This window comes from Shewanella scandinavica, from assembly GCF_031932065.1.
Lineage (GTDB): Bacteria > Pseudomonadota > Gammaproteobacteria > Enterobacterales > Shewanellaceae > Shewanella > Shewanella baltica.
The window spans coordinates 90,818-113,366 of sequence record NZ_JAUOES010000012.1; the positions used below are offsets into that span (position 1 = coordinate 90,818).

A 22,549-nucleotide genomic window follows, 5' to 3' on the forward strand; every position below is an offset into this window, starting at 1 on the left:
TAATATTAGGCGGCAAATGAGATATAATCTGTCGCCCATAGTCGATTTAGCGATGCACTCTGAGTGACATCCATGCTGCCATTCTGGACGTATTTCTCGTAACGCAACTAAGCGAAAGCCACGACTGCCTAGTCAATTCCATTGGCTTAAATGTACGTTCTAGCAGCTCAATATCAAAGCCACCGCACTGAGATGTCTTAATGATGTCGAGTCGCGCCTAAGCCGTGAATTTGCAGATATACTCAGAGCAGCCTAAAACGGCAATGTAAGTGCTTTTTATCTTAGGGTAGCAAGGAGCTGGCGCAGCCGTTTGAACGGTTTGTAGGCTGGATAACCCCTAGCAAACTGTGCCCCAATTAAATGAATTCAGCTGACTCGCGAGCCATAAAGCGCGGGTTGGTCCTAGTTAGTCCAGTGTTAAATGAAAGGTGTTACATGAGTCTCTTTGATAACGTGATGATTATATTGTGCCTAATCGGCGCGAGTTGTTTCTTCTCTATGTCAGAAATTGCACTTGCCGCTTCACGTAAAATCCGTTTACGTCAATTGGCCGATGAGGGCGATGCCCGCGCAGAAAAAGTGTTGCAGTTACAAGCCGTTCCCGGCAGCTTTTTTACTGTGGTACAAATCGGGCTTAATGCTGTTGCCATCATGGGCGGTATCGTCGGTGAGTCGGCATTTCGACCTTATTTCTATGAATTACTATCGCCTTTGCTGACCGATCCTTGGTTGAGCCAACTGAGCTTTATTTTATCCTTTGTTGTCGTCACCAGTGCCTTTATTCTGGTGGCCGATTTGATGCCAAAACGCATTGCGATGGCGATGCCTGAGCCCGTCGCATTAGCCGTTGTTGGGCCTATGTCTTTCTGTATTGTGCTATTGCGTCCATTAGTATGGTTTTTCAATGGCATGGCGAGCGGCATCTTTAAACTGCTGCAAATCCCAACCGTGCGTAACGATGCCATCACCTCTGACGACATTTATGCTGTGATGAATGCGGGAGCCGAAGCTGGGGTACTAGATCGCGGTGAACAACAGATGATGGAAAATGTGTTTGAAATGCAAACCGTTTCTGTAACTTCTGCAATGACGGCCCGTGAAAGCTTAGTGTACTTTTTACTGCAAGACAGCGAAGAAGATATCAAGCGTAAGATTTCTGAAGATCCCCATACTAAGTTCCTCGTCTGCGATGGTCAGTTAGATATGATCAAAGGCTTTGTGGATGCAAAAGAATTGCTGATCCGTGTGATCAACGGTGAGAATATCACCTTAAAAGGCAGTAACTTAGTCCACACTTCGCTGATTATTCCCGATACTTTGAGCCTGTCAGAGGCTATGGAATATTTTAAGAACAGCCGCGCCGATTTTGCCGTGGTAATGAACGAATATGCCTTAGTGGTGGGTATTGTTACGACCAACGATTTACAACGCGCCGTGATGGGGGCTTGGTCATTGCACGAGAGCGAAGAGCAGATCATCGCCCGTGATAGCAACTCTTGGTTAGTAGATGGGGTAACACCGATTACTGACGTGATGCGCGCCTTCGGCATCGAAGAATTCCCGCACAATCAGAACTACGAAACTATTGCCGGTTTTATGATGTATATGCTGCGTAAAATCCCTAAGCGTACCGATTTCGTGAACTATGCGGGCTATAAATTTGAGGTGGTCGATATCGATTCTTACAAGGTCGATCAGCTATTGGTTACGCGCATCGATCCTATCGATAAGCTCAACTCACCGGATGTTTAAATCACATCCAAAAACGCATTGACTATGGGATCGTCGAGCCGCTTCACTTTGCAGCAGCAACCTAACTCGAAGGGCGGTATTGCAACGGGAGAAGCTAGTAACTGAATGCGATCCCGCACTGGGCTGTTATTGATTACCACTTCTGGGCTCATGCTTACGCCGCAGCCTAACGCCACCATAGAGGCGATCGCTTCTTGGCCTGACACTTGGGCGTAAATATTTGGGCTGATGCCCATTTGTTTGAACCAGTTATCGGCGCGGCGACGTCCGGGGCCATGGTCCGGAATGATAAAGGGCACGCTTGACCAATCGATGGGCGTTTGGGAAATCTGCTGCTGCACCGCGCAACGTATGGTTGGGGCGATAATCGACAGCGGCACATCGTCGATTTTGGCAAAGTGTAAGCTGCTGGGAAACGGATCGGGCAGGGCGGCGATGGCGATATCGGCGCGATTCTGCTGCACTTCGGCCAGTGCGTTCGCCGCATCTCCCGTGGTTAAGGCAATCTCGACGAAGGGATGTTCTTGGCGGAATAAATCCAATAAACCCGGTAAATGACTGTAGGCTGCGGTGACCGAGCAATACAGATTTAACCGACCGCGCAGTACGTCCTGCTTGAGATCGATACTGTGCTTGAGTGTGCTCCAATGGTTCAAAGTTTGCTCGGCAAACAGCTTAAACTCGCGTCCCGCGTGGGTTAAGGTCACACTGCGATTATCCCGCTCTAACAGCTTAGCGTTCACTTCCTCTTCTAATCTTTGCAGGGCTCGGCTTAAGGTCGATGGGCTCACATGCATCTGCTCCGCTGTCTTGGCGAAGTGCAAACTGTCACATAAGTGCAGGTACAATTTGAGGGTACGAATATCCATGAGCTTATCCTGTTTAGTTTGAACTTAAGCCTAGCTTGAGTGACGGCGTGATTGGGTGCTGCATATTGGTGCCGATATTACTGTCAGTGTTATGAATCCATGATTGCCGTTGACGTTGCGCATAATGCAATATTAAGTTTCGAATATATCATTTTAAGCAATGATAAGCATGGGTTATAGTGATTTCAATCACAACCAAGCCGTAACATTATGTTAGTTTGGTTGTGTCCAAAATTTCTGACTTATAGGTGGTATATCAGATGGCTAACTATTTTAACTCTCTGAATTTACGTCAACAATTAGCACAGCTTGGCCAATGTCGTTTTATGGATCGCTCTGAGTTTAGCGACGGCTGTAACTACATAAAAGATTGGAATATTGTTATTTTAGGTTGTGGTGCTCAAGGTCTTAACCAAGGCTTGAACATGCGTGATTCGGGTCTGAATATCTCTTTTGCCCTGCGTCCTGAAGCGATTGAACAGAAACGTGCCTCATGGCAAAAAGCAACCGACAATGGTTTTTGTGTCGGTACCTTTGAAGAATTAATCCCTGCGGCGGATCTGGTGCTTAACCTGACGCCAGACAAACAGCATTCCAACGTGGTTAACGCGGTTATGCCACTGATGAAGCAAGGCTCTACCTTGTCTTACTCACATGGCTTCAACATCGTTGAAGAGGGCATGCAAGTTCGTCCCGATATCACTGTAGTGATGGTTGCGCCTAAGTGCCCAGGCACTGAAGTGCGTGAAGAATACAAACGTGGTTTTGGTGTGCCTACCCTTATCGCGGTTCACCCAGAAAACGATCCAAACGGTGACGGTTTAGAGATTGCTAAAGCCTATGCTAGCGCAACGGGTGGAGACAGAGCCGGTGTTTTACTGTCGTCTTTCATCGCAGAAGTGAAGTCGGATCTGATGGGCGAGCAGACCATTCTGTGTGGTATGTTGCAGACGGGTGCCATCTTAGGTTACGAGAAAATGATCGCCGATGGCGTTGAGCCAGGCTACGCGGCCAAGCTTATCCAGCAAGGTTGGGAAACGGTCACTGAAGCGCTGAAACACGGCGGTATCACTAACATGATGGACCGTTTGTCTAATCCAGCTAAGATTAAAGCATTTGAAATTGCAGAAGATTTAAAAGAAATCCTTCAGCCATTATTTGAAAAGCACATGGATGACATCATCAGCGGCGAATTCTCTCGCACTATGATGGAAGACTGGGCAAACGATGATGCGAACTTACTGCGTTGGAGAGCCGAAACTGGCGAAACAGGTTTCGAAAATGCGCCCGTATCGAGCGAGCATATCGACGAACAAACCTATTTCGACAAAGGTATTTTCCTTGTCGCTATGATCAAAGCGGGTGTGGAACTGGCGTTCGACACTATGGTGTCTGCGGGTATCGTGGAAGAGTCGGCTTATTACGAATCACTGCACGAAACCCCACTTATCGCTAACACGATTGCTCGTAAGCGTTTGTACGAAATGAACGTAGTGATTTCAGACACAGCCGAATACGGTTGCTACCTGTTTAATCACGCCGCCGTACCTATGCTGCGCGACTACGTTAATGCCATGTCATCTGAGTATTTAGGTGCTGGCCTGAAAGACAGCGCAACCGGTGTCGACAACCTAACGCTCATCGCTGTTAACGAAGCGATTCGTGAAACGGCAGTGGAATATGTTGGCGCTGAGCTTCGCGGTTACATGACAGATATGAAGAGCATTGTTGAGGCTTAAGTGATAGTGAGTTAAGCCCAGCATTGGGGGAGAGGGTTGATACTCAAAGGACTTGGGTCTCAGCTCAGTTCCCAAGCAAGCTCAAGATAGTGAAACGCGCATCTTGAGCTTGCTTAGTGATGAATCAGCTTAGTGATAAATCAGTTAGTGAGAAACAAATTTTTTCCTGTTCAGTGGGTTGTCGAGCGGGCAAAAACGACACAGTTAGTGAGTCTATCGTTCAGTAGGTGAATCGCGCCGACTGAGGCTCAACAGTTAACGTTTTACTTTGTTGTTTTGCATTGTCTCGGCAGGGAAGCTGAATTTTTTTTGACAAAAGATATTTTTTATTGTGTTTGGCCGTTGCTTTATGGTAAAGCTAATAGCTCGCTCTAGGGCAAAGTCCAAAGCGATACTAACTTTCATTCAATACCCAAATTTTAGAAACACCGATTAGGAATCCATATTGATGTTTAACCAAGCTGCCAAGCTCATTCTCGTGATTATTACCGTCGTGATTATTAAATCACAGCGGGGGCGGCGCATGGCGAACTGATAGACCTAAAAGGTTAAAAGTTTCGAAAGAACCCCCCGCTCCGAAAGGACCGGGGGGTTCTTCGTTTCAGGGCCTAGAGCAAGGTTCTAAGCTTCGAAAGAGTAAAGATTTCGAAAGAGTAAAAAATTAGCGTCGATTTTCGGCAATTCAGGACTAACGTAGCGAGAGAGAATATGGAACCAGGGCAGATGATCAGAGGTGCAGACGCGGTAATCAAAGTTTTAGCAGCACATGGAGTCACCACAGTGTTTGGTTACCCAGGTGGTGCCATTATGCCAATATACGATGCCCTCTATGGAAGCCCTGTTGAACATCTCTTAAGCCGTCACGAACAAGGCGCGGCCTTTGCTGCCGTAGGATACGCAAGAGCCAGCGGTAAAACCGGCGTGTGCTTTGCGACATCAGGCCCTGGCGCGACTAACCTGATCACTTCCTTAGCCGACGCGCTGTTAGATTCAGTGCCTATCGTGGCTATCACAGGCCAAGTCTCCACCGCCGTTATCGGCACAGATGCGTTTCAAGAAATCGATGTGCTGGGCATGTCACTGAGCTGCACTAAGCACAGTTTTATGGTGACAAACATCAACGATCTTATCCCAACCTTATATCAAGCTTTTGAGATCGCCGCATCCGGCCGCCCTGGTCCTGTGTTGGTCGATATCCCGAAGGATATCCAACTCGCTCACCTCGAATACCGTACACCTTTGCTGGCCGTCACCAACGAACCCCAAGCCGAGATGAGTGATATCGAGGCTGCTCGTGCACTGCTGGCTGAAGCGAAACAACCTATGTTGTATGTCGGCGGCGGTGTGGGCATGGCGGGCGCGGTCGATCAACTGCGTGAGTTTATCAAAGTGACGGGCATACCTTCGGTCGCAACCTTGAAAGGGCTTGGCAGTATCGCCCACGGCACGCCCGGTTACTTAGGCATGTTAGGCATGCATGGTGGCAAGGCGGCTAACTTAGCGGTACAGGATTGTGATTTGCTGATCGTGGTGGGCGCCCGTTTCGACGACAGAGTCACCGGCCGTTTAGCGAGCTTTGCCGACAAGGCCAAAGTGATCCATTTAGACATAGACGCCGCTGAGCTGGGCAAGTTACGTATGCCAGAGGTGGCAATCGCCGGTGACTTACGCCAAATCCTCCCCACCTTAGCCATGTCGATGAACATTACGCCTTGGCAGGCTGAAGTGGAGCATTTATGTCGTAAGCATCAATGGGATTATCAACACCCCGGCAGTTTGATTTACGCCCCTGCGCTGCTGCGCCGTTTAGCCAATAAGTTACCCGAGGACAATGTTGTTTGTTGCGATGTGGGCCAGCACCAAATGTGGGTGGCCCAGCATATGTGGTTCCGCCGCCCTGAAGATCACCTGTCCAGCGCGGGCTTAGGCACTATGGGTTTTGGCTTACCCGCCGCCATTGGTGCGCAAGTGGCCCGTCCCGATGCGACAGTGGTGACTGTCTCTGGCGATGGTTCTTTTATGATGAATGTGCAGGAGCTGACCACCATCAAACGCCGTAAGCTGCCGGTGAAAATCGTGCTGGTTGATAACCAAAAGCTTGGCATGGTGAAGCAGTGGCAACAGCTATTTTTTGAAGAGCGCTACAGTGAAACGGATTTATCCGATAACCCTGATTTTGTCTTATTGGCCTCTGCTTTTGATATTCCCGGCCGCACTATTTTTTCTTCCGACGAAGTGGAAGAAGCCTTAACCGAAATGTTAGCGGCTAAGGGCCCGTATTTGTTACACGTTGCAATCGACGATGCTTTTAACGTTTGGCCACTGGTGCCCCCCGGTGCATCAAACAGCGATATGATGGACGAAATGGAGAAACAAACATGATCCACTCTCTGGAATTAACGGTTCAACAACGCCCCGAAGTGCTTGAGCGTGTTTTGCGCGTGACTCGCCATCGCGGCTTTACGATTACCCAAATGCAGATGCGCATGAACGACGATGCGAGCCTGTCGCTGGATATGGAGGTCGATAGCGAACGTGCCATCGAACTCTTAAGTAATCAGCTGAATAAACTGATTGATGTGACTCAATGTAAGGTATTGTTACCACTGAGCTTGCAACAAAGGGCGAATGCGTAAGCCTGCGCCATAAGAATTAAGAATACGATTTTCGATTTGAGATAAAGGATACAGTCAATGCCAAAGTTACGATCAGCTACCAGTACCGAAGGCCGCAATATGGCGGGTGCCCGCGCGTTATGGCGCGCCACAGGGGTGAAAGACAATGATTTTGGTAAGCCAATTATCGCTATTTCTAACTCCTTTACTCAGTTTGTACCGGGCCACGTGCACTTAAAAGACATGGGCTCACTCGTTGCAAGCGCCATCGAGGAAGCGGGCGGTATCGCAAAAGAATTCAATACGATCGCCGTCGATGACGGTATCGCCATGGGCCACGGCGGCATGCTGTACAGTCTGCCATCGCGCGAGCTTATCGCCGACAGTGTGGAATACATGGTTAACGCCCACTGCGCCGATGCGTTAGTGTGTATATCCAACTGCGACAAGATCACCCCCGGCATGTTGATGGCGGCGCTGCGCCTCAATATTCCCGTCGTATTTGTGTCTGGCGGACCGATGGAAGCGGGTAAAACTAAGTTGTCGGATAAGCTCATCAAACTTGATTTAGTCGATGCTATGGTGGCGGGCGCCGACTCGAATGTGAGCGATGAATACAGTGCCAAAATTGAGCGTAGCGCGTGCCCAACCTGCGGTTCTTGCTCGGGCATGTTTACCGCCAACTCAATGAACTGTTTAACCGAAGCCCTAGGATTATCGCTGCCGGGTAACGGCTCTATGTTGGCAACCCACGCCGATCGCCGCGAGCTGTTTTTAGAAGCGGGTCGCCGCGTGATGGCGCTGGCAAAACGTTATTATCATCAAGATGATGAATCAGCATTACCACGTAATATCGCGAACTTTAAAGCCTTCGAAAATGCTATGACCTTAGATATCGCCATGGGCGGTTCATCTAACACCGTATTGCATTTATTGGCCGCCGCGCAGGAAGCCGATGTTGATTTTACCATGGCGGATATCGACCGTATGTCGCGCCTGGTGCCGCACCTTTGTAAGGTTGCGCCATCGACGCCTAAATACCATATGGAAGACGTGCACCGTGCGGGCGGCGTGATGGGGATTTTAGGCGAACTCGACAGAGCTGGATTACTGCATACCGATGTGTTCCATGTGGCGGCCGACAATGACGGCACGCCGGGCAGCGGGACCTTGAAATCGGTATTGGCCCAGTACGATGTGATGCAGACGCAAGATGAAAAAGTAAAACACTTCTTTATGGCGGGGCCAGCGGGCATCCCGACCACTAAAGCCTTTAGCCAAGATTGTCGCTGGCCGTCACTGGATAACGACAGACAAGAAGGCTGTATCCGTAGCCGCGAGTTTGCCTTTAGCCAAGAGGGCGGTCTTGCCGTATTGTCGGGCAATGTGGCCGAAAACGGCTGTATCGTTAAAACGGCGGGCGTGGATGAATCGAATCTAACCTTTATTGGCTCGGCGCGCGTCTATGAAAGCCAAGATGACGCAGTGGCGGGTATTTTAGGTGGCGAAGTGGTGGCGGGTGATGTGGTTGTTATCCGTTACGAAGGCCCGAAAGGCGGCCCGGGTATGCAAGAAATGTTGTACCCAACCAGTTACTTAAAATCACGTGGCTTAGGTAAAGCCTGTGCGCTGATAACCGACGGTCGTTTCTCCGGTGGCACTTCAGGTTTATCTATCGGCCACGTCTCACCCGAAGCGGCTGCGGGTGGCACAATCGCCTTGATTGAAAATGGCGATCGCATCGAAATTGATATACCAAAGCGCAGTATCAAGTTGGCAGTAAGTGATGTTGAACTCAATGCTCGCCGCGAAAAAATGCACAGTCTTGGCCCAATGGCGTGGAAACCTATCGGTCGCCAACGTTATGTATCACTCGCGCTTAAGGCCTACGCCATGCTCGCCACCAGTGCCGATAAGGGCGCGGTGCGCGATCGCAGTAAACTGGAGGACTAATATGTTGCCACTTGCATCGCAAGCTCGGACGGATTTAGCACATTTTCAGTTGGCACAAAGCTATCTGCAAAAAATCCTGTTGTCATCTGTGTATGACATAGCGAAAGTGACGCCGCTTTCAAGCATGAACAAGTTATCGGCGCGTTTAGGTTGTCAGGTATTTTTGAAGCGCGAAGATATGCAGCCAGTGCATTCCTTCAAGTTACGCGGTGCCTATAACCGTATCGCCCAGCTGACGAAAGAAGAATGTCAGCGCGGTGTGGTGTGTGCTTCGGCAGGCAATCATGCTCAGGGTGTGGCGATGTCGGCGGCGAGTCGCGGCGTGGATGCTGTAATTGTGATGCCTGAGACGACGCCCGATATTAAAGTCGATGCGGTGCGCCGTTTAGGTGGCAACGTGGTATTGCACGGCCAAGCCTTCGATCAAGCCAATGGCTATGCGATGGCGATGGCTAAAGAAGAGGGCCGAGTCTATATCGCGCCCTTTGATGATGAAGCAGTGATCGCAGGCCAAGGCACTATCGCCCAAGAGATGTTGCAGCAGCAGCGCGATCTCGAAGTGGTATTTGTGCCCGTGGGCGGCGGCGGTTTAATCGCGGGTATCGCAGCCTATTACAAGGCGGTGATGCCGCAGGTAAAAATTGTCGGCGTCGAGCCTGAAGATGCCGCCTGTTTAAAGGCGGCGATGGAAGCGGGCGAGCCGGTGACACTGGCGCAAGTTGGTTTATTTGCCGACGGCGTGGCGGTAAAGCGTATTGGCACTGAGCCATTTCGAGTCGCCAAACTGTATGTCGATGAAGTAGTGACTGTCACCTCGGATGAAATCTGCGCTGCGGTGAAAGATATCTTCGAAGATACCCGTGCGATTGCTGAACCCGCTGGGGCTTTGTCCTTGGCTGGGCTTAAAAAATATGTCAGCGCCAATGCCAGTGGCAACAGCGGTAAAGGCGAGAAAGTCGCCGCGATTTTGAGTGGCGCGAATGTGAATTTCCACAGCCTGCGTTATGTGTCTGAACGCTGCGAACTCGGTGAGCAAAAAGAAGCAGTACTGGCAGTGAAAGTCCCTGAACGTCCGGGAAGTTTCTTAAAATTCTGTGAGTTACTCGATAAGCGGGTGATGACAGAGTTCAACTATCGTTTCAGCAGTCGCGATCTGGCCGTGGTGTTTGCTGGCATTCGCCTAAGCAGAGGCCAAGGCGAGCTTGAACAAATCATCGCTACCTTAGAGGCTAACGATTTTGAAGTGCAGGATTTATCCGGCGATGAAACCGCGAAATTGCATGTGCGCTATATGGTCGGCGGTCATCCACCTGAACCTTTAGAAGAGCGTTTGTTTAGCTTCGAATTCCCTGAACATCCCGGTGCGCTGCTGAAGTTTTTAACTACCTTGCAGAGCAAATGGAACATTAGTCTGTTCCATTATCGTAACCACGGCGCGGCCTTTGGCCGAGTACTGGCGGGGTTTGAAGTGCCCGCGAGTGATGCCTTGCCGTTCCAACAGTTTTTAACTGAACTGGGTTTTGTCTATCAAGAGGAAACTCAAAGTCCTGCCTATCAGCTGTTTTTAAATGCGGGTAACGGCAACAAAGTCTTATAGCGTTCGCTGTGATGCACATAGCTGTGATCGACGCGATGACATGTTAGGCAAAGTTAGGCACAAGTTAAGTCAAAGTTAGGCTAAAGGAGGGGCGCACATGCGCCCTTTTTTGTGGTAGTTTTGTAGACTTAATACTCTAGCCGCCGATTAATACGTCACAGTTTAGTTACTGACTTAACCCGTTAACGATTAACTGGCAGTTTCTTAAAACAGAACGGCTAACGAATAACAACGAGACCTCGACCTGCACGCATTAAGGAGACATGATGTTACCAGCACCGCGTTTTACCGCTTTTAATCCTCCTCGCCGTATTTTGATGGGCCCTGGCCCGTCGGATGTTTATCCCGAAGTGCTTGCGGCGCAGTCCAGACCGACAATTGGCCACTTAGATCCGCTGTTTGTCGGCATGATGGATGAGCTTAAGAGCCTGATCCAATACGCCTTCCAAACTAAAAACGAAATGACTATGGCGGTCTCTGCGCCGGGCAGTGCGGGCATGGAAACCTGTTTCGTTAATTTAGTCGAGCCGGGTGAGAAAGTTATTGTCTGTCGTAACGGTGTGTTTGGTGAGCGTATGCGCCAAAACGTCGAGCGCGTTGGCGCCATTGCAGTGCTGGTGGACAATGAGTGGGGCGCACCTGTCGACCCTGCTGCGGTGGAAGCGGCGCTTAAAGCCAATCCCGATGCCAAGTTTTTAGCCTTTGTGCACGCCGAAACCTCTACTGGTGCTTTGTCCGATGCCAAAACCTTGTGTGCATTAGCTAAACAATACGGCTGCTTATCAATCGTCGATGCCGTGACTTCCCTTGGCGGTGTCGAGTTAAGAGTCGATGAATGGGGCATAGATGCCATTTATTCCGGCAGTCAAAAGTGCCTCTCCTGTGTACCGGGTTTATCGCCCGTGTCTTTCTCGAGCGCAGCGGTAGAAAAACTCAAGAATCGTAAAACCCCGGTGCAAAGTTGGTTCCTCGATCAAAGTCTAGTGATGGCCTATTGGACCAGCGCGGGCGGCAAACGCAGTTATCATCACACTGCGCCAGTGAATGCCCTGTATGCACTGCATGAATCTCTGCGTATTTTGGCGGCCGAAGGCTTAGAGAATGCGTGGCAACGCCATCACGAAATGCATTTAGTGCTGCGTGCTGGGCTGGAAAAGTTAGGGCTTAATTTTGTGGTTGCCGAAGATTATCGCCTACCGCAGCTGAATACGGTTTATATCCCCGCAGGTGTGGATGATGCCGCAGTGCGCACTCGTTTGCTGAAGGATTACAACCTCGAAATCGGCGCAGGCCTTGGCGCCCTTGCGGGTAAAGCATGGCGTATCGGTCTAATGGGCTTTGGCGCCCGCCGCGAGAATGTCGCGCTCTGTTTGCGCGCCCTAGAAGAGGTGCTGAATTAGTATGTCTGTTTCGCGTATAAGGATGTTACGCAGAGTGAGTTTGCGCTTAGTTAGCTCACGTTTATTGATTGGCGGTTTGATACTGATCTTAAGCGGTTGTGCCTCCTTCAATATGAGCAATGCCAGTTGTGATTTTGTGCGAGGTACAGCAGGTAATCAGAGTCAACGCGAGGCCAGCGGTGATGATAGCAATGCCCGGCAGATGGATGTGGGCATCGGGATTTTAACCGCTATCTTCGGCAGCATTAGCCGAGCACTTTCTTCCGATGACTCATCGGATGGAAAGTGTTTGTAACTTAGTTAGTTTTAGCTGTCTTTGATAGTTTATAAATCCCCGTAATGCGGGGATTTATACTTTTCAGCTGGTTGCCCTTAGCTGATATTTTCTGAACTCATCCAGAATAATGTTCCGCGGGCTGTAGAGGGGTCTCGGTTTTAAAGTTGTATTTGATTAAACATACTTGCGGCCTTACGGCCGAGGTGAATCAAAGTCGTGGGGCTTCACCCCACACCCGACCAAGGAGGACTGCTCGTCCTATCCTCCTTGGATTCTCCAAGACGCCCCTAACGGAGTTGAAAGCCCCTTGGGCATTTAGCGTTCTTATGCTATCGCGTCAGACGCTCGTCCCTGATTCGACTGACGCTATCTCGGCTTCCATGCCTCGCTCACGCAACGAACGCAAATGCCCTGCGGCAACTCCGAGGGGATGGTGAACTTCTGTGATTTCAGTGTCGGCTGTTAGTCCCAAAAGAATTATGACTGTCCCATCTTTTGTTGCTAACCCCGAGGTGACCATATATGTCCTGATATTTAATTATGGTTTGTCTTTTTAGTTAGTGAATTCTTGTCTGCACGATAACTATAACATATATCATCATTTTCTAGTTTGTACTCAACTATGCCTACTCCTGTAACACCTTCAATGAAGTTTAAATCTAGCTTCCACTGTTCGATGGTCCCTAAGTCATCTTCTACGAATTGTTGTTTTGCAAAGTCAAATAATCGCTGTTTAATATCAGCAGGAGGATAGAACACCCTCGCTGTATGTTCAGGGATACTCCAATATAACGAGGATAATTGATATACTTCGATTTGTAGAATACCAATATCTCTTAAGATTGTAGCTATGCTAGATATATCTGTGAACTTAGACCTCAACAATGAGGAGTTAAAGCCTAAAGAGGTAAGTCTATCAGCGGATATGGTAAGCAATGTTATTTGAGCTGAAAGTGTTTGTATGTTGGGTAATATGTGATTTAAGAATGAATACATACCATTTTCAGGTTTTTTAATTTGTGACTTTATTTCATCATGGTTTAATATTGATATATATGTATTGAGTAAACCTATGAAAGATGTTGATTTAGGAAGTTCCATAATCTTCCCTGAATCAAATTGTAGTATTACGAGTTCGCCTTTGTTAATAACTTGCGCCTTTCCAATAGACGGATTGGTTAATTGTAAATATGGAATAAGTTTAAAGTCTTGAAATATTAATTCAGAACTCATCTCCAATGCTTGTATATTCATTATTTTTTGATAAATATCATTAAATAACTTTAATTCCCGCTCAATGTTTGTTTGATTTCTTAATACTTCAATCTCGTTTTGTACTTGTCTTATTGAAAGCTCATTCTGATATTTTGAGACAAGAAAAAGTGCAGCGATACTGCATATCGTAAGCATTGTACCCAGTGTTCCTGATAGGTATGATCCAAAACTTCCCCAATCTGAGGGATTTTGACTAAGCGGTCTACTAAAGAATACTGAAATGTAAGGCACGAAGACAGCTAAAATCACAAGTAGGCACACTACGATAATAAAAACACGTATTTTCACATGAAACTCCGCTCATTGAGCCAATATATGTATTTAATCTTAACTTATATAGAATTATCAACTATTTAATATAGCAGTCAAACTAAAGTTGCAATGCGAGAAAGTGAAGACACATCTTTTGGCGGGATAATACGATAAGAATGTTAACCCTAGGGCAAAAAATGGGACATATATGGTCATCACGGTGTTAGCAACAAGCAAGATAAGACAGGCATAGATCTTTGGGGATTAATAGTTCGCTCTGTAGTAACAGGAGTTGACCTTCCCCTGCGAAGTTGCCGCGGGGCGTTGGAATAAATTGCGTGAGTCCGGTCATGGATAATGGAATGGACCCATCCACTTTTAATCGGCCTCACAATGGGCCACGATGTAGTCGCTAAAACTCATCAGAAAGAGGACGGGTCCACTTATGAAGATTACTACAATTGGTTTAGATATCGCAAAGTCTGTTTTTCATGCTGTTGGTGTCGATAAAGCAGGCAAGTTAATCAAAAAGAAAATGCTTAGACGCAAGGACTTGCTTCCCTTTCTTGCTCAAATTGAGCCGTGCCTAATTGTGATGGAAGCCTGTGGTGGAGCAAATTACTGGGCCAGAGAATTTGAGCTGTTGGGCCATAACGTCAAGCTAATCGCACCTCAATTTGTGGTGCCTTTTCGGCAAGGTAATAAAAATGACTACAACGATGCGCTAGCCATCGCTGAAGCTGCGCAGCGACCCAACATGCGGTTTGTAAAACCCAAAAGCGTCGAGCAGCAAGATGTGCAACTGCTTCACCGTATGCGTGAGCGTTTAAACAAACAATCAACTGCCTTAATCAACCAAGTGCGAGGCATGTTAGCAGAATACGGCATCGTGATAGCCAAGAGTAAATCAGCTTTTAAAGTACAGTTCCCAGATTTTTTAGCGGATGAAACCAATGCGCTGACCACCAAAGGTCGGGCCATTTTTTATCAGTTATATGAAGAGTTTAGTGATATAGAAAAACGGCTTAAGGGTTGTGATGCACAAGTGCTCACTGAAACTAAAAACAATGTGATTTGCCAGCGTTTAGAAACTATCCCAGGTATTGGCCCAGTCACCGCTACCGCCTTTTATGCCGCCGCAGGTGATGGTAAAGACTTCACTAATGGCAGGCACTTTTCAGCTTGGTGTGGCTTAGTTCCCAAGCAACACAGCAGTGGAGGTAAAGATAACCTCCTTGGGATAAGCAAACGGGGAAATGCGTATTTACGCACCCTGTTCATCCACGGCGCCAGAGCCGTGTTGCAACACAGTTGTCATAAACAGGATAAATTTAGCTGCTGGGCAATCCAGTTAGCAGAACGCCGAGGTTTTAACCGAGCCTGTGTAGCCGTCGCTAATAAACTCGCGAGAATGGCATGGGTTATCGCGGCGCATGACGAAGAATATCGACTTCCAGTATAGTGCTGAATAGATTCAATAAACGTTAATAATTAACCAACCAGCAAGTTGCTAAGACACTTGATTTGATGATGAGACAGTCAGACTGATCTACTGAAAACCTTAGTCGGGCATAGGCTCATTACGAAGCCGCAAGGATGATAAGGACAGTAGAAGCAGATATCTATCAGGGCCAGAGGCATACCTCAATAACAGGCCGGATATATGGGTGCAATGAACTCTTCTCAAAATCGCTATCGAATGTCTTGCAAACTGGATGGGTCCATATATGACCGGCTAGCTTTCGGGGTACAGGATGTACCATCGGAAGCGATAGCAATTTGTCCATAAGACCAAGGCTAGTATCTAATGCATGCAACTTCGATAGGGCGGCAAGGGAGATCCAAGAGGGAATTGCTGTTGATCCCCTCTTGGTCGGGTGTGGGTTGAAGACCCACGACTTTGACTTAGCTAAAAAAATTAATTAACGAGCTGATCATAGTTAAATTTACAGAGTACATTTTTGTAAGAGGGGGGCAGATTCCTGTAGGGAATGACAATGCTTAATCGGAACTCACTAAATATGCACAAGACAATCAGCTGCCGCTTTTTCATAGTTGACATATAATGTCATCCCGCTATGATGCCGACACCACAGGTTATATAAACAAAGATCTTATAAATGAAAAAGTTATTAATTATGTTTGCGATGATTTTTGCGGTTAGCTTGGTTGCTAGTCCAGTCGCAGAAGCGAAAAAGTTTGGCGGTAGTAAATCTATTGGCAAGAGTCACCAAACCGCTCCGGCTCAACCAGCGGCGACCAACACACCTACTACGGCACCAGCGGGAGCGCCGGGCAAGAAAGGTATGATGGGCGGCATGTTAGGCGGTTTATTAGCAGGTGGCTTATTGGCTGCGTTGTTTATGGGCGGTGGTTTTGAAAATATTCAAATCATGGATATTTTGATAATCGGTTTGCTGGCATTCGTACTATTCAAAATTGTCCGTACTGTAATGGCCTCAAAAGCGGGGGCGCAGCAAAGACCAGCCTACGCGGGTGCTGGCCAACCCAATCCGAATATGCAGCGTCAACAGGCTGAACAAACAGGTTTTGCCACCAATACAAACAGCGGCAGCAATGGTTTTGGTCAAGCGACAAGCGCAGTTCCTTTTGATTTGCCTGCAGGTTTTGATTTACCAAGCTTTTTGGAAGGTGCGCGTAGCCACTACAAAACCTTGCAATTGGCGTGGAATGAAAACGACTTAAGCAAAATCCAAGAGTATGTTTCGATTGATCTTTACAATGAACTTAGCAACCAACGTCGCGAGTTAGTTGGCGATCAGCACACTGAAGTGATGTTTTTGGATGCTGAACTTGTCCGCGCCACACACAATGCAAATCTTGCGGAAGTGAGTGTTAAATTTAGCGGCTGCTATCGCGATACCGTTGAAGGCGTAGAAGAGGACATTAAGGAAATCTGGCATTTAGAGCGTAACGTAACGCAAGCCAATTCACCTTGGTTGATCGTTGGTATCGAACAGTAATCTGCCCGTCTTCAAAAGCAGCCTTAATCTCTTAAGGCTGCCGTTTATATCCCCCCTTTCGTTCAAATCCAGCCTCCCTTCAGTAGTTCAACGTTATTGATAGATGAAAGGATACAGCTGTCATCGCATTGACTATTGGTGGCTGTAAGGCTTTGATGATTTTAAAAAGTTAATTAGATCATCCATTGCTAAATAAAAAATCCCCGCACTTAGCGGGGATTTTTGCTTTTTAAAGGGTTACACAAATTGCCTGATGGCGATCGCGATGATCAGTACTGGGCACACATACTTCACGTACCTTGGCCAAATGCGCCAGAAGAGTCCTGTGGTATTAACACCCTCTTGTCCACGAATCACCTTGAGTAATTGTGTTTGGCGCCAAATCCAACCTAAGTAAATCGCAATGCCGAGGGCGACCAGCGGCTGGGCGATTTGGGTGGTGAGCATAATAGTGAAGCTAAATAACGTCTCAAAAAATACCGCCAGTAATAGGGATAATGAAGTCAGCAATAGGCCGATGATCAAGGTGGCGCGCTGGCGGCTGAGTCCGAATTTTTGCATCACATAGCTAGTCGGGACTTCGGCGATGGAAATGGCAGAAGTTAGGCCGGCGATGATTAGCAGAATAAAGAACACCACGCTAATGATGAGGTTGGCGGTGTCTCCTAAGGTCGAAAATAAGGCGGGTAAAACAGTAAACACCAGCGCATCTGAGTCGAGTAATTTACCCTCGGCGTTAAAAATCTCCACGCCATTGTGCTGGGCCACATACATGGCTGGGATAATCAAGAAAGCGGCGAGAAAGGCGATGCCACTATCGGTAAAGGCAACCCAGACGGTCAGCTTGGCGATATTCTCTTTTTGGCTCAAATAGCTGCCATAAACCATCATGGCACCTGTGCCTATGGTGAGGGAGAAGAAGGTTTGTCCGAGTGCGCTGATCAAGGTATCTGGCGCCAGTGCCTTAGCAAAGTTAGGCGTTAATAGTGCGGTAATGCCTTCGCTCGCGCCATTAAGGGTGAAGATATACGCCACGCCCGCGATCAGCATGATCAACAGTAGCGGCATCAAGCGTTTCGACCATTTTTCTATGCCGTCTTGCACGCCTTGCAGCAATACCAGAAACACGAGTGTGCTGAAGATCAGCGTGAACACCAGATTACGTGACAGCGAGAAATCCACTAACCAAGCGGCGGTATCGTTCGAACCAAAGGCTGTGGCAATCGGGGCGATGGCGTAGCTGACAAACCAGCCAGAAAGAATGCTGTAGAAGGTATAGATCAATCCCGCGGTGACGATGGAAATCAAACCTATCGCCTTGCCTAAACCGCGGGTAAGCGAGTTGAAGCCGAGTTTGCCCATGGCATCGGCGGGGTTGGTCTGTCCGTGGCGACCTATCATGAGTTCGGCCATTAACATGGGAATGCCTAGGATGAAAATCAGTACCAGGTAAACCAGTAAAAAGGCACCGCCGCCATGGGTGGCTGCTTGGGTGGGGAATCCCCAGATGTTACCTACACCAACGGCGCTACCGGCTGCCGCCATGATAAAACCTAAGCGTGAGCTGAAGTGGTTAGTCGAACTTGTATTGGCCGATTGCATTGTGCCTCCCGTAAAAAGAAGGCGTATCTTAGGCGGATAAATAAGAAGTTCAACGCAATTTCAGTGCGTTAAAATGATGTTAATCGGCAATTTATATTCTCATTTTGCTGATATTTTGGTGTTGTGTTTCGCCAGTAGGCTTTATGCGAGACTATATTGCGAGTGACGACAACTCGCGACCTCACTTTAGCGAATAATTGCGATGATAAAAATGCAATGAATTGTGATCTTATGGTCAAAAAATACCGTATGGCAGAAACTTAGTGGGTATTTTGATGCTATGACTTTACTTGAGTCACGATAGTGACTGGATAAGTCTGAGTCATGTCGCAGCACTTTGTGTTTGAACGCCGTATCTTTTACATAGCCTATGGTTGAATGGTGATATGGCTTAAGGGAATGGCCGTGTGGTCCTTGACCTTTTTCAACACAAAGCTGGAATGCACACCTGCGATATGCACATTGGTCGTGAGTTTATCTAACAGGAAAGTGCGAAAGTGCGCCATATCTTGCACTAATACTTTGAGTTGGTAGTCGGCTTCTGAACCTGTGATCAGCGCGCATTCTTGGACTTCTTCGTAGGCCAGTACATTGGCTTCAAATTGATTGAGGATTGCAGGCGTGTGTTTTTCCATCCGCACATGGATATACGCAGTCAAATGCAGGTTGAACTTATCCGCCGACAGACGCGTAGCATAATCGGCAATATAGCCCGCTTCTTCTAGGGCTTTAACACGGCGCGAGCAAGGGGACGGCGATAGGCCGACTTTATTGGCCAGTTCGAGGTTGGATAATCTGCCGTGGGTTTGCAGTAAACGCAAAATGGTTAAATCGAGTTGATCGAGTTTGTATGGGTGAGTTTCTGTCATCGAAAGCTTAGGGTTAGCTGGGTCAGCCCCTAGTTTGCCAGCCTTAGCCAAGTTTGCCAAAAATCTTGAGTAAATCAGGATTTAAAAGTTGGGAGAGTGATCACCCTTACTGACTGTGGGTGAGGGGCGCGCTGTCTGGATCTCCCACCATTTACCGCTATAGTTATAATACTAATAAGAGTGAGACACTGTATGCGCTTGAGTTTGCTGTTAATCTGCCTATTAATCTTACCGACGTATGCATTTCCTGCCTCGATAACCATTGGTAGTGCGTTAAATCGCCCACCCTATATTATCGAAGATGCCGAATCGGGACTTGAGATTGATATTATTAAGGCCGCCTTTAAGGAAATGGGCCAGTCAGTTAACTTTAAATTTTACTCTCGTAAGCGCCAAGTCTTATATTTCAACAAAGACAGATTAGATGCTGTGATGACCATGAATCCCGCAAATGGTGTTGATGGTTATTGGTCTAATGATTATGTCGACTATACCAATGTGGCGATTAGCTTGGCTGCGCAACACCTTGAAATAAAAACCATTGCCGATCTTAAAAACTACAGTATCGCAGCCTTTGAAAATGCTCGCTTGTTGCTCGGCGCTGAATTTAATGCTGTAGCGCAACAGACGATATATCGCGAAGTTGATACTCAATTAAGCCAGAATCGTATGTTGTACTTAGGCCGGATTAATACTGTGATTGCCGACCGTTATATCTTTACCCAATTGAATCGGTTTGTTGAACCCAATATCGACACCCAGCAAGCATTGAGCTATCACTTTATTTTCCCTCCGACATCCTATCGCATGGTGTTCCATAACTCAGTCGCGCGGGACACGTTTAATCAAGGGTTGGCAAAAATTAAGGCTAATGGAGTTTATCAGGCCTTAGTGGCCAAATACTTAGGCAGTGCTTAGCTAGGCCTAAGTATTTGGAGGGACTCGGTTGAGGTGATCAACAACAGAGGTTAGGGTTTGGGCTTGTTCACGAGCGCTTGCGGGAGTGGACGCAGCTTACTGACTAAGAACACGCTCAAGCAGCTGATGAAGGCGGCTAAAAAGGTCGAAAACAGCACATCTTGTGGCCAGTGCATTCCTAATAGCATGCGGCTTAATCCCATCAATAATCCCCAGCTCCATAATGCTATTACAAGGCTAGGTAAGCCTGCGAGCAGCAGATAGTAACTGGCGGTGAGCACGAGCGTCACAGCAAAAATGGTATGTCCAGAGGGGAAGGAATAACCGATTTCATTTTCCCAATGCTGGTGGATGCGCGAATCGAGCCTGATCTCAGGCTCTGCCACTTTTAAGCCATCGAGCGCATTGGATATTGTCTCGGAGCGCCCCTGTTTATCCAATTGATAAAAGGCATCGAGTGAAAGCTGCTCGTTCGTAGGCAGTGCTTGCTCAGCCAAAAAGACCAGATTAGGTCTGGGCTCTTTGAAATAGGATTTGAGCGTATGGCTCACACTTAAGCTAATGACTTGGCTGAGACCTATAGCTAAAAACAAATTCATAAAGAGAGCTTTAGGCATAAGACGATAGGCGATAGCCAGCACAAACAACACAGTGGCTACGCCATAGGGTGCTGTGCCCGTCATGGTAATCCAATATAAAGTTCGGGCTAAGTGAGAGTGCAGATCGATCAGTGGGAACAGCTGATTCTGGGTCAGTAACAGTAAGCCAGGAATGCTTGCCAGCAATAACCAAGCAAAGCCTAAACGGCGGAAAAGATAGGCGCTATGGGTCAAAATATAAGCCTCTTGATAAACGCCATAGGCTACAACGCGGCAATGGCTTTGCCAATCAAAAAAAATCCCGACAGCAAAAAGTGGCGCTGTCGGGGGTCTTCAAGGGTGGATCGGTTGGGCGCTGTTACGCCGTGTTCTTGGGTTGATGCCTTGTGACAAACATCAAAATCAGTAGGACAACTAACAGTAATCCTGTGCCCATCAGCAGGGCGTAATCTTCCAGTTGCAGTATCGAGTAAAGCACGGCATATAAACTCACCAGCATAATGCCCACTATCGCACCGCGCTTGATACTTGCCGTGGCGCTGCCGACATAGGCGGATACCGATAGCACAGGAATACAGGCGGCAATTAAATAGGCATGCAAGAAGGCTAAATGCTCAGATAGCGACAGCAGGAGCAAATAGAACAAGGCCATGGCGCTGCCGACTAACACATATTGAATCGTACTAAGACTGGTTTTTTGCCCCAGCTCAAAAATAAATAACATGATAAAAGTCAGTACGATAAACAGTAGGCCGTATTTCACTGAGCGTTCAATCTTGCCGTAGTGAGTTACGGGCTCGAACAGAATCGCATTGGCCGACACTTCGGTCAGGGTCGATTGATTACTCTTAATAAACTCCTGTGGGTAGTTACGGGTTAAGTGACTGATATTCCAACTTGCGGTAAAACCCTGTGCGTTAATATCACGTTCTGCGGGTAATAATCCCTTGAAGCTCGGGTGTGGCCAATCCGCATGAATATTAAGCAGGGTTTGTTCGCCCAGTGGTAAGGCACTAATCGACTGCGAGCCGCGCAGTGTCATCGCAAAGTCCACACTAAAGTCACTCGCTTCACCGACTTGTACACCTTGGTTGAAGCCTTTTTCTAAGCCGCCAGTGGTGCCTAAACCTGTACCCGACATCAGCGAGCCTGACAGCGTGACCGCATCACCCGTTAATTCAAGTTTATCCACTTTATCAATGGCTTGATTTGATGAGACACCAAAGGCGAGACGCGCATTTTTATTGTCAAAGGCAATGAGGTTGGGGATTTCATAATGACTTAAACTGAAATCTGCTTTGCCTTGCAAAGTGGCGTTATAAACTAAGGATTGATAAATGCCGCGGGTACGGAAATCATGCTTAAGATCTAAATCTAGTTTGAGTTTTTTCGGCAGTATGACCAATTCATCTTGATAGGTACGCTTTACTTGATGGCGATTTTTGCCATCGGCGCTGACTTCTTCCTGCATCACAAAATAGCTATAGGGAATGACAAGCACAGGTCCTGAGAGCGTTTGTTGCTCGCCCCATGAACGGCCAATTTCATCGACAACACTGTGGTACAGGGCTTCGCGATCTGAGGTCATGTCCATGATGATCCCTAATGGGATCAAAGCTAAGATCGACAGTATGCCTATGGTTAACGCTTTCAATAGGGTGGTGTTTTTGGCGAGTGGTGTCCCTTTGCTGTGTGAGGACTGTGCCTGTGGCGATTCCATGTCTATTCCTTGATCTCGATTGAATTTTTTTAGCAGTGCGCGTACGACTAAGTAGGCTGCACCACCAAATAAGGCCAAACTAAGTAGGGTGAGTACCCAGAAAATAATACTGAACATTGGATTTCATT

General features: G+C 47.6%; 17 protein-coding genes. 11 read left to right on the top strand and 6 right to left on the bottom strand.

Annotated features, from left to right (window positions below):
* Positions 1-435: 435 nt before the first annotated feature.
* A complete protein-coding gene (gene paeA, locus Q4Q50_RS12435; RefSeq protein WP_012090436.1) occupies positions 436-1,752 on the top strand; it encodes a polyamine export protein PaeA in 1,317 nt (438 codons plus the stop codon).
* Here the strand turns inward: paeA and ilvY are convergent.
* Entirely contained in the window at positions 1,749-2,621 is an 873-nt protein-coding gene (gene ilvY / locus Q4Q50_RS12440) for an HTH-type transcriptional activator IlvY (protein WP_106649164.1), read from the bottom strand. The genes paeA and ilvY overlap by 4 nt on opposite strands.
* A 260-nt stretch (positions 2,622-2,881) precedes the next feature.
* Here ilvY and ilvC point away from each other — a divergent pair, with 260 nt between their 5' ends.
* From ilvC to Q4Q50_RS12475, 7 genes are all read left to right on the top strand, one after another.
* Positions 2,882-4,360, top strand: coding sequence for a ketol-acid reductoisomerase (gene ilvC, locus Q4Q50_RS12445; RefSeq protein ID WP_311899548.1), 1,479 nt, complete (start codon positions 2,882-2,884; stop codon positions 4,358-4,360).
* A 708-nt stretch (positions 4,361-5,068) separates the two neighbouring features.
* On the top strand, positions 5,069-6,742 hold the full coding sequence (gene ilvG / locus Q4Q50_RS12450; RefSeq protein WP_311899549.1) for an acetolactate synthase 2 catalytic subunit: 1,674 nt from the start codon (positions 5,069-5,071) through the stop codon (positions 6,740-6,742).
* Positions 6,739-6,996: an acetolactate synthase 2 small subunit gene (gene ilvM / locus Q4Q50_RS12455; RefSeq protein WP_311899550.1), complete on the top strand. Its 258-nt coding sequence runs from the start codon at positions 6,739-6,741 to the stop codon at positions 6,994-6,996. The genes ilvG and ilvM overlap by 4 nt, the downstream gene beginning before the upstream one ends.
* A gap of 57 nt (positions 6,997-7,053) precedes the next feature.
* The gene (ilvD, locus tag Q4Q50_RS12460; RefSeq protein WP_311899551.1) at positions 7,054-8,928 is read left to right on the top strand and encodes a dihydroxy-acid dehydratase; all 1,875 of its coding nucleotides are present in this window, start codon (positions 7,054-7,056) and stop codon (positions 8,926-8,928) included.
* Between the two features lies 1 nt (position 8,929).
* Positions 8,930-10,525, top strand: coding sequence for a threonine ammonia-lyase, biosynthetic (gene ilvA, locus Q4Q50_RS12465; RefSeq protein ID WP_311899552.1), 1,596 nt, complete (start codon positions 8,930-8,932; stop codon positions 10,523-10,525).
* Between the two features lie 266 nt (positions 10,526-10,791).
* Complete coding sequence (locus Q4Q50_RS12470) at positions 10,792-11,925, top strand: pyridoxal-phosphate-dependent aminotransferase family protein (RefSeq protein ID WP_311899553.1); 1,134 nt, start codon at positions 10,792-10,794, stop codon at positions 11,923-11,925.
* Between the two features lie 34 nt (positions 11,926-11,959).
* Complete coding sequence (locus Q4Q50_RS12475) at positions 11,960-12,220, top strand: hypothetical protein (RefSeq protein WP_311899554.1); 261 nt, start codon at positions 11,960-11,962, stop codon at positions 12,218-12,220.
* Positions 12,221-12,736: 516 nt separating this feature from the next.
* On the opposite strand, the gene Q4Q50_RS12480 is transcribed toward Q4Q50_RS12475, so the two are convergent.
* Positions 12,737-13,765: a hypothetical protein gene (locus tag Q4Q50_RS12480; protein WP_311899555.1), complete on the bottom strand. Its 1,029-nt coding sequence runs from the start codon at positions 13,763-13,765 to the stop codon at positions 12,737-12,739.
* A 409-nt stretch (positions 13,766-14,174) separates the two neighbouring features.
* Here Q4Q50_RS12480 and Q4Q50_RS12485 point away from each other — a divergent pair, with 409 nt between their 5' ends.
* Together Q4Q50_RS12485 and Q4Q50_RS12490 are read left to right on the top strand one after the other, a co-directional pair.
* Positions 14,175-15,191, top strand: coding sequence for an IS110 family RNA-guided transposase (locus tag Q4Q50_RS12485; RefSeq protein ID WP_311899556.1), 1,017 nt, complete (start codon positions 14,175-14,177; stop codon positions 15,189-15,191).
* A 658-nt stretch (positions 15,192-15,849) separates the two neighbouring features.
* Complete coding sequence (locus tag Q4Q50_RS12490; protein WP_311899558.1) at positions 15,850-16,713, top strand: Tim44 domain-containing protein; 864 nt, start codon at positions 15,850-15,852, stop codon at positions 16,711-16,713.
* A gap of 237 nt (positions 16,714-16,950) precedes the next feature.
* On the opposite strand, the gene Q4Q50_RS12495 is transcribed toward Q4Q50_RS12490, so the two are convergent.
* Entirely contained in the window at positions 16,951-18,315 is a 1,365-nt protein-coding gene (locus Q4Q50_RS12495; protein WP_311899560.1) for a sodium-dependent transporter, read from the bottom strand.
* A gap of 368 nt (positions 18,316-18,683) precedes the next feature.
* Entirely contained in the window at positions 18,684-19,184 is a 501-nt protein-coding gene (locus Q4Q50_RS12500) for an Lrp/AsnC family transcriptional regulator (RefSeq protein ID WP_006083449.1), read from the bottom strand.
* A 192-nt stretch (positions 19,185-19,376) separates the two neighbouring features.
* Here Q4Q50_RS12500 and Q4Q50_RS12505 point away from each other — a divergent pair, with 192 nt between their 5' ends.
* A complete protein-coding gene (locus Q4Q50_RS12505) occupies positions 19,377-20,102 on the top strand; it encodes a substrate-binding periplasmic protein (RefSeq protein ID WP_311899561.1) in 726 nt (241 codons plus the stop codon).
* Positions 20,103-20,152: 50 nt separating this feature from the next.
* On the opposite strand, the gene Q4Q50_RS12510 is transcribed toward Q4Q50_RS12505, so the two are convergent.
* Both Q4Q50_RS12510 and creD read right to left on the bottom strand, forming a co-directional pair.
* Positions 20,153-20,935 (bottom strand): phosphatase PAP2 family protein, encoded by a 783-nt coding sequence (locus tag Q4Q50_RS12510; protein WP_311899562.1) that lies wholly within the window; start codon positions 20,933-20,935, stop codon positions 20,153-20,155.
* A gap of 124 nt (positions 20,936-21,059) precedes the next feature.
* Positions 21,060-22,538 carry a cell envelope integrity protein CreD gene (gene creD / locus Q4Q50_RS12515; RefSeq protein WP_311899563.1) on the bottom strand — a complete coding sequence of 493 codons (1,479 nt, stop codon included), beginning with the start codon at positions 22,536-22,538 and terminating at the stop codon, positions 21,060-21,062.
* Positions 22,539-22,549 lie beyond the last annotated feature (11 nt).

Bases quoted from the DNA above. Each gene is read 5' to 3' on its own strand.
- creD (WP_311899563.1), bottom strand. From the start codon at position 22,538: ATGTTCAGTATTATTTTCTGGGTACTCACCCTACTTAGTTTGGCCTTA.
- Q4Q50_RS12505 (WP_311899561.1), top strand. From the start codon at position 19,377: ATGCGCTTGAGTTTGCTGTTAATCTGCCTATTAATCTTACCGACGTAT.
- ilvA (WP_311899552.1), top strand. From the start codon at position 8,930: ATGTTGCCACTTGCATCGCAAGCTCGGACGGATTTAGCACATTTTCAG.
- ilvY (WP_106649164.1), bottom strand. From the start codon at position 2,621: ATGGATATTCGTACCCTCAAATTGTACCTGCACTTATGTGACAGTTTG.
- Q4Q50_RS12470 (WP_311899553.1), top strand. From the start codon at position 10,792: ATGTTACCAGCACCGCGTTTTACCGCTTTTAATCCTCCTCGCCGTATT.
- ilvG (WP_311899549.1), top strand. From the start codon at position 5,069: ATGGAACCAGGGCAGATGATCAGAGGTGCAGACGCGGTAATCAAAGTT.
- Q4Q50_RS12485 (WP_311899556.1), top strand. From the start codon at position 14,175: ATGAAGATTACTACAATTGGTTTAGATATCGCAAAGTCTGTTTTTCAT.
- Q4Q50_RS12490 (WP_311899558.1), top strand. From the start codon at position 15,850: ATGAAAAAGTTATTAATTATGTTTGCGATGATTTTTGCGGTTAGCTTG.
- ilvD (WP_311899551.1), top strand. From the start codon at position 7,054: ATGCCAAAGTTACGATCAGCTACCAGTACCGAAGGCCGCAATATGGCG.
- paeA (WP_012090436.1), top strand. From the start codon at position 436: ATGAGTCTCTTTGATAACGTGATGATTATATTGTGCCTAATCGGCGCG.
- Q4Q50_RS12500 (WP_006083449.1), bottom strand. From the start codon at position 19,184: ATGACAGAAACTCACCCATACAAACTCGATCAACTCGATTTAACCATT.
- ilvC (WP_311899548.1), top strand. From the start codon at position 2,882: ATGGCTAACTATTTTAACTCTCTGAATTTACGTCAACAATTAGCACAG.
- Q4Q50_RS12495 (WP_311899560.1), bottom strand. From the start codon at position 18,315: ATGCAATCGGCCAATACAAGTTCGACTAACCACTTCAGCTCACGCTTA.
- ilvM (WP_311899550.1), top strand. From the start codon at position 6,739: ATGATCCACTCTCTGGAATTAACGGTTCAACAACGCCCCGAAGTGCTT.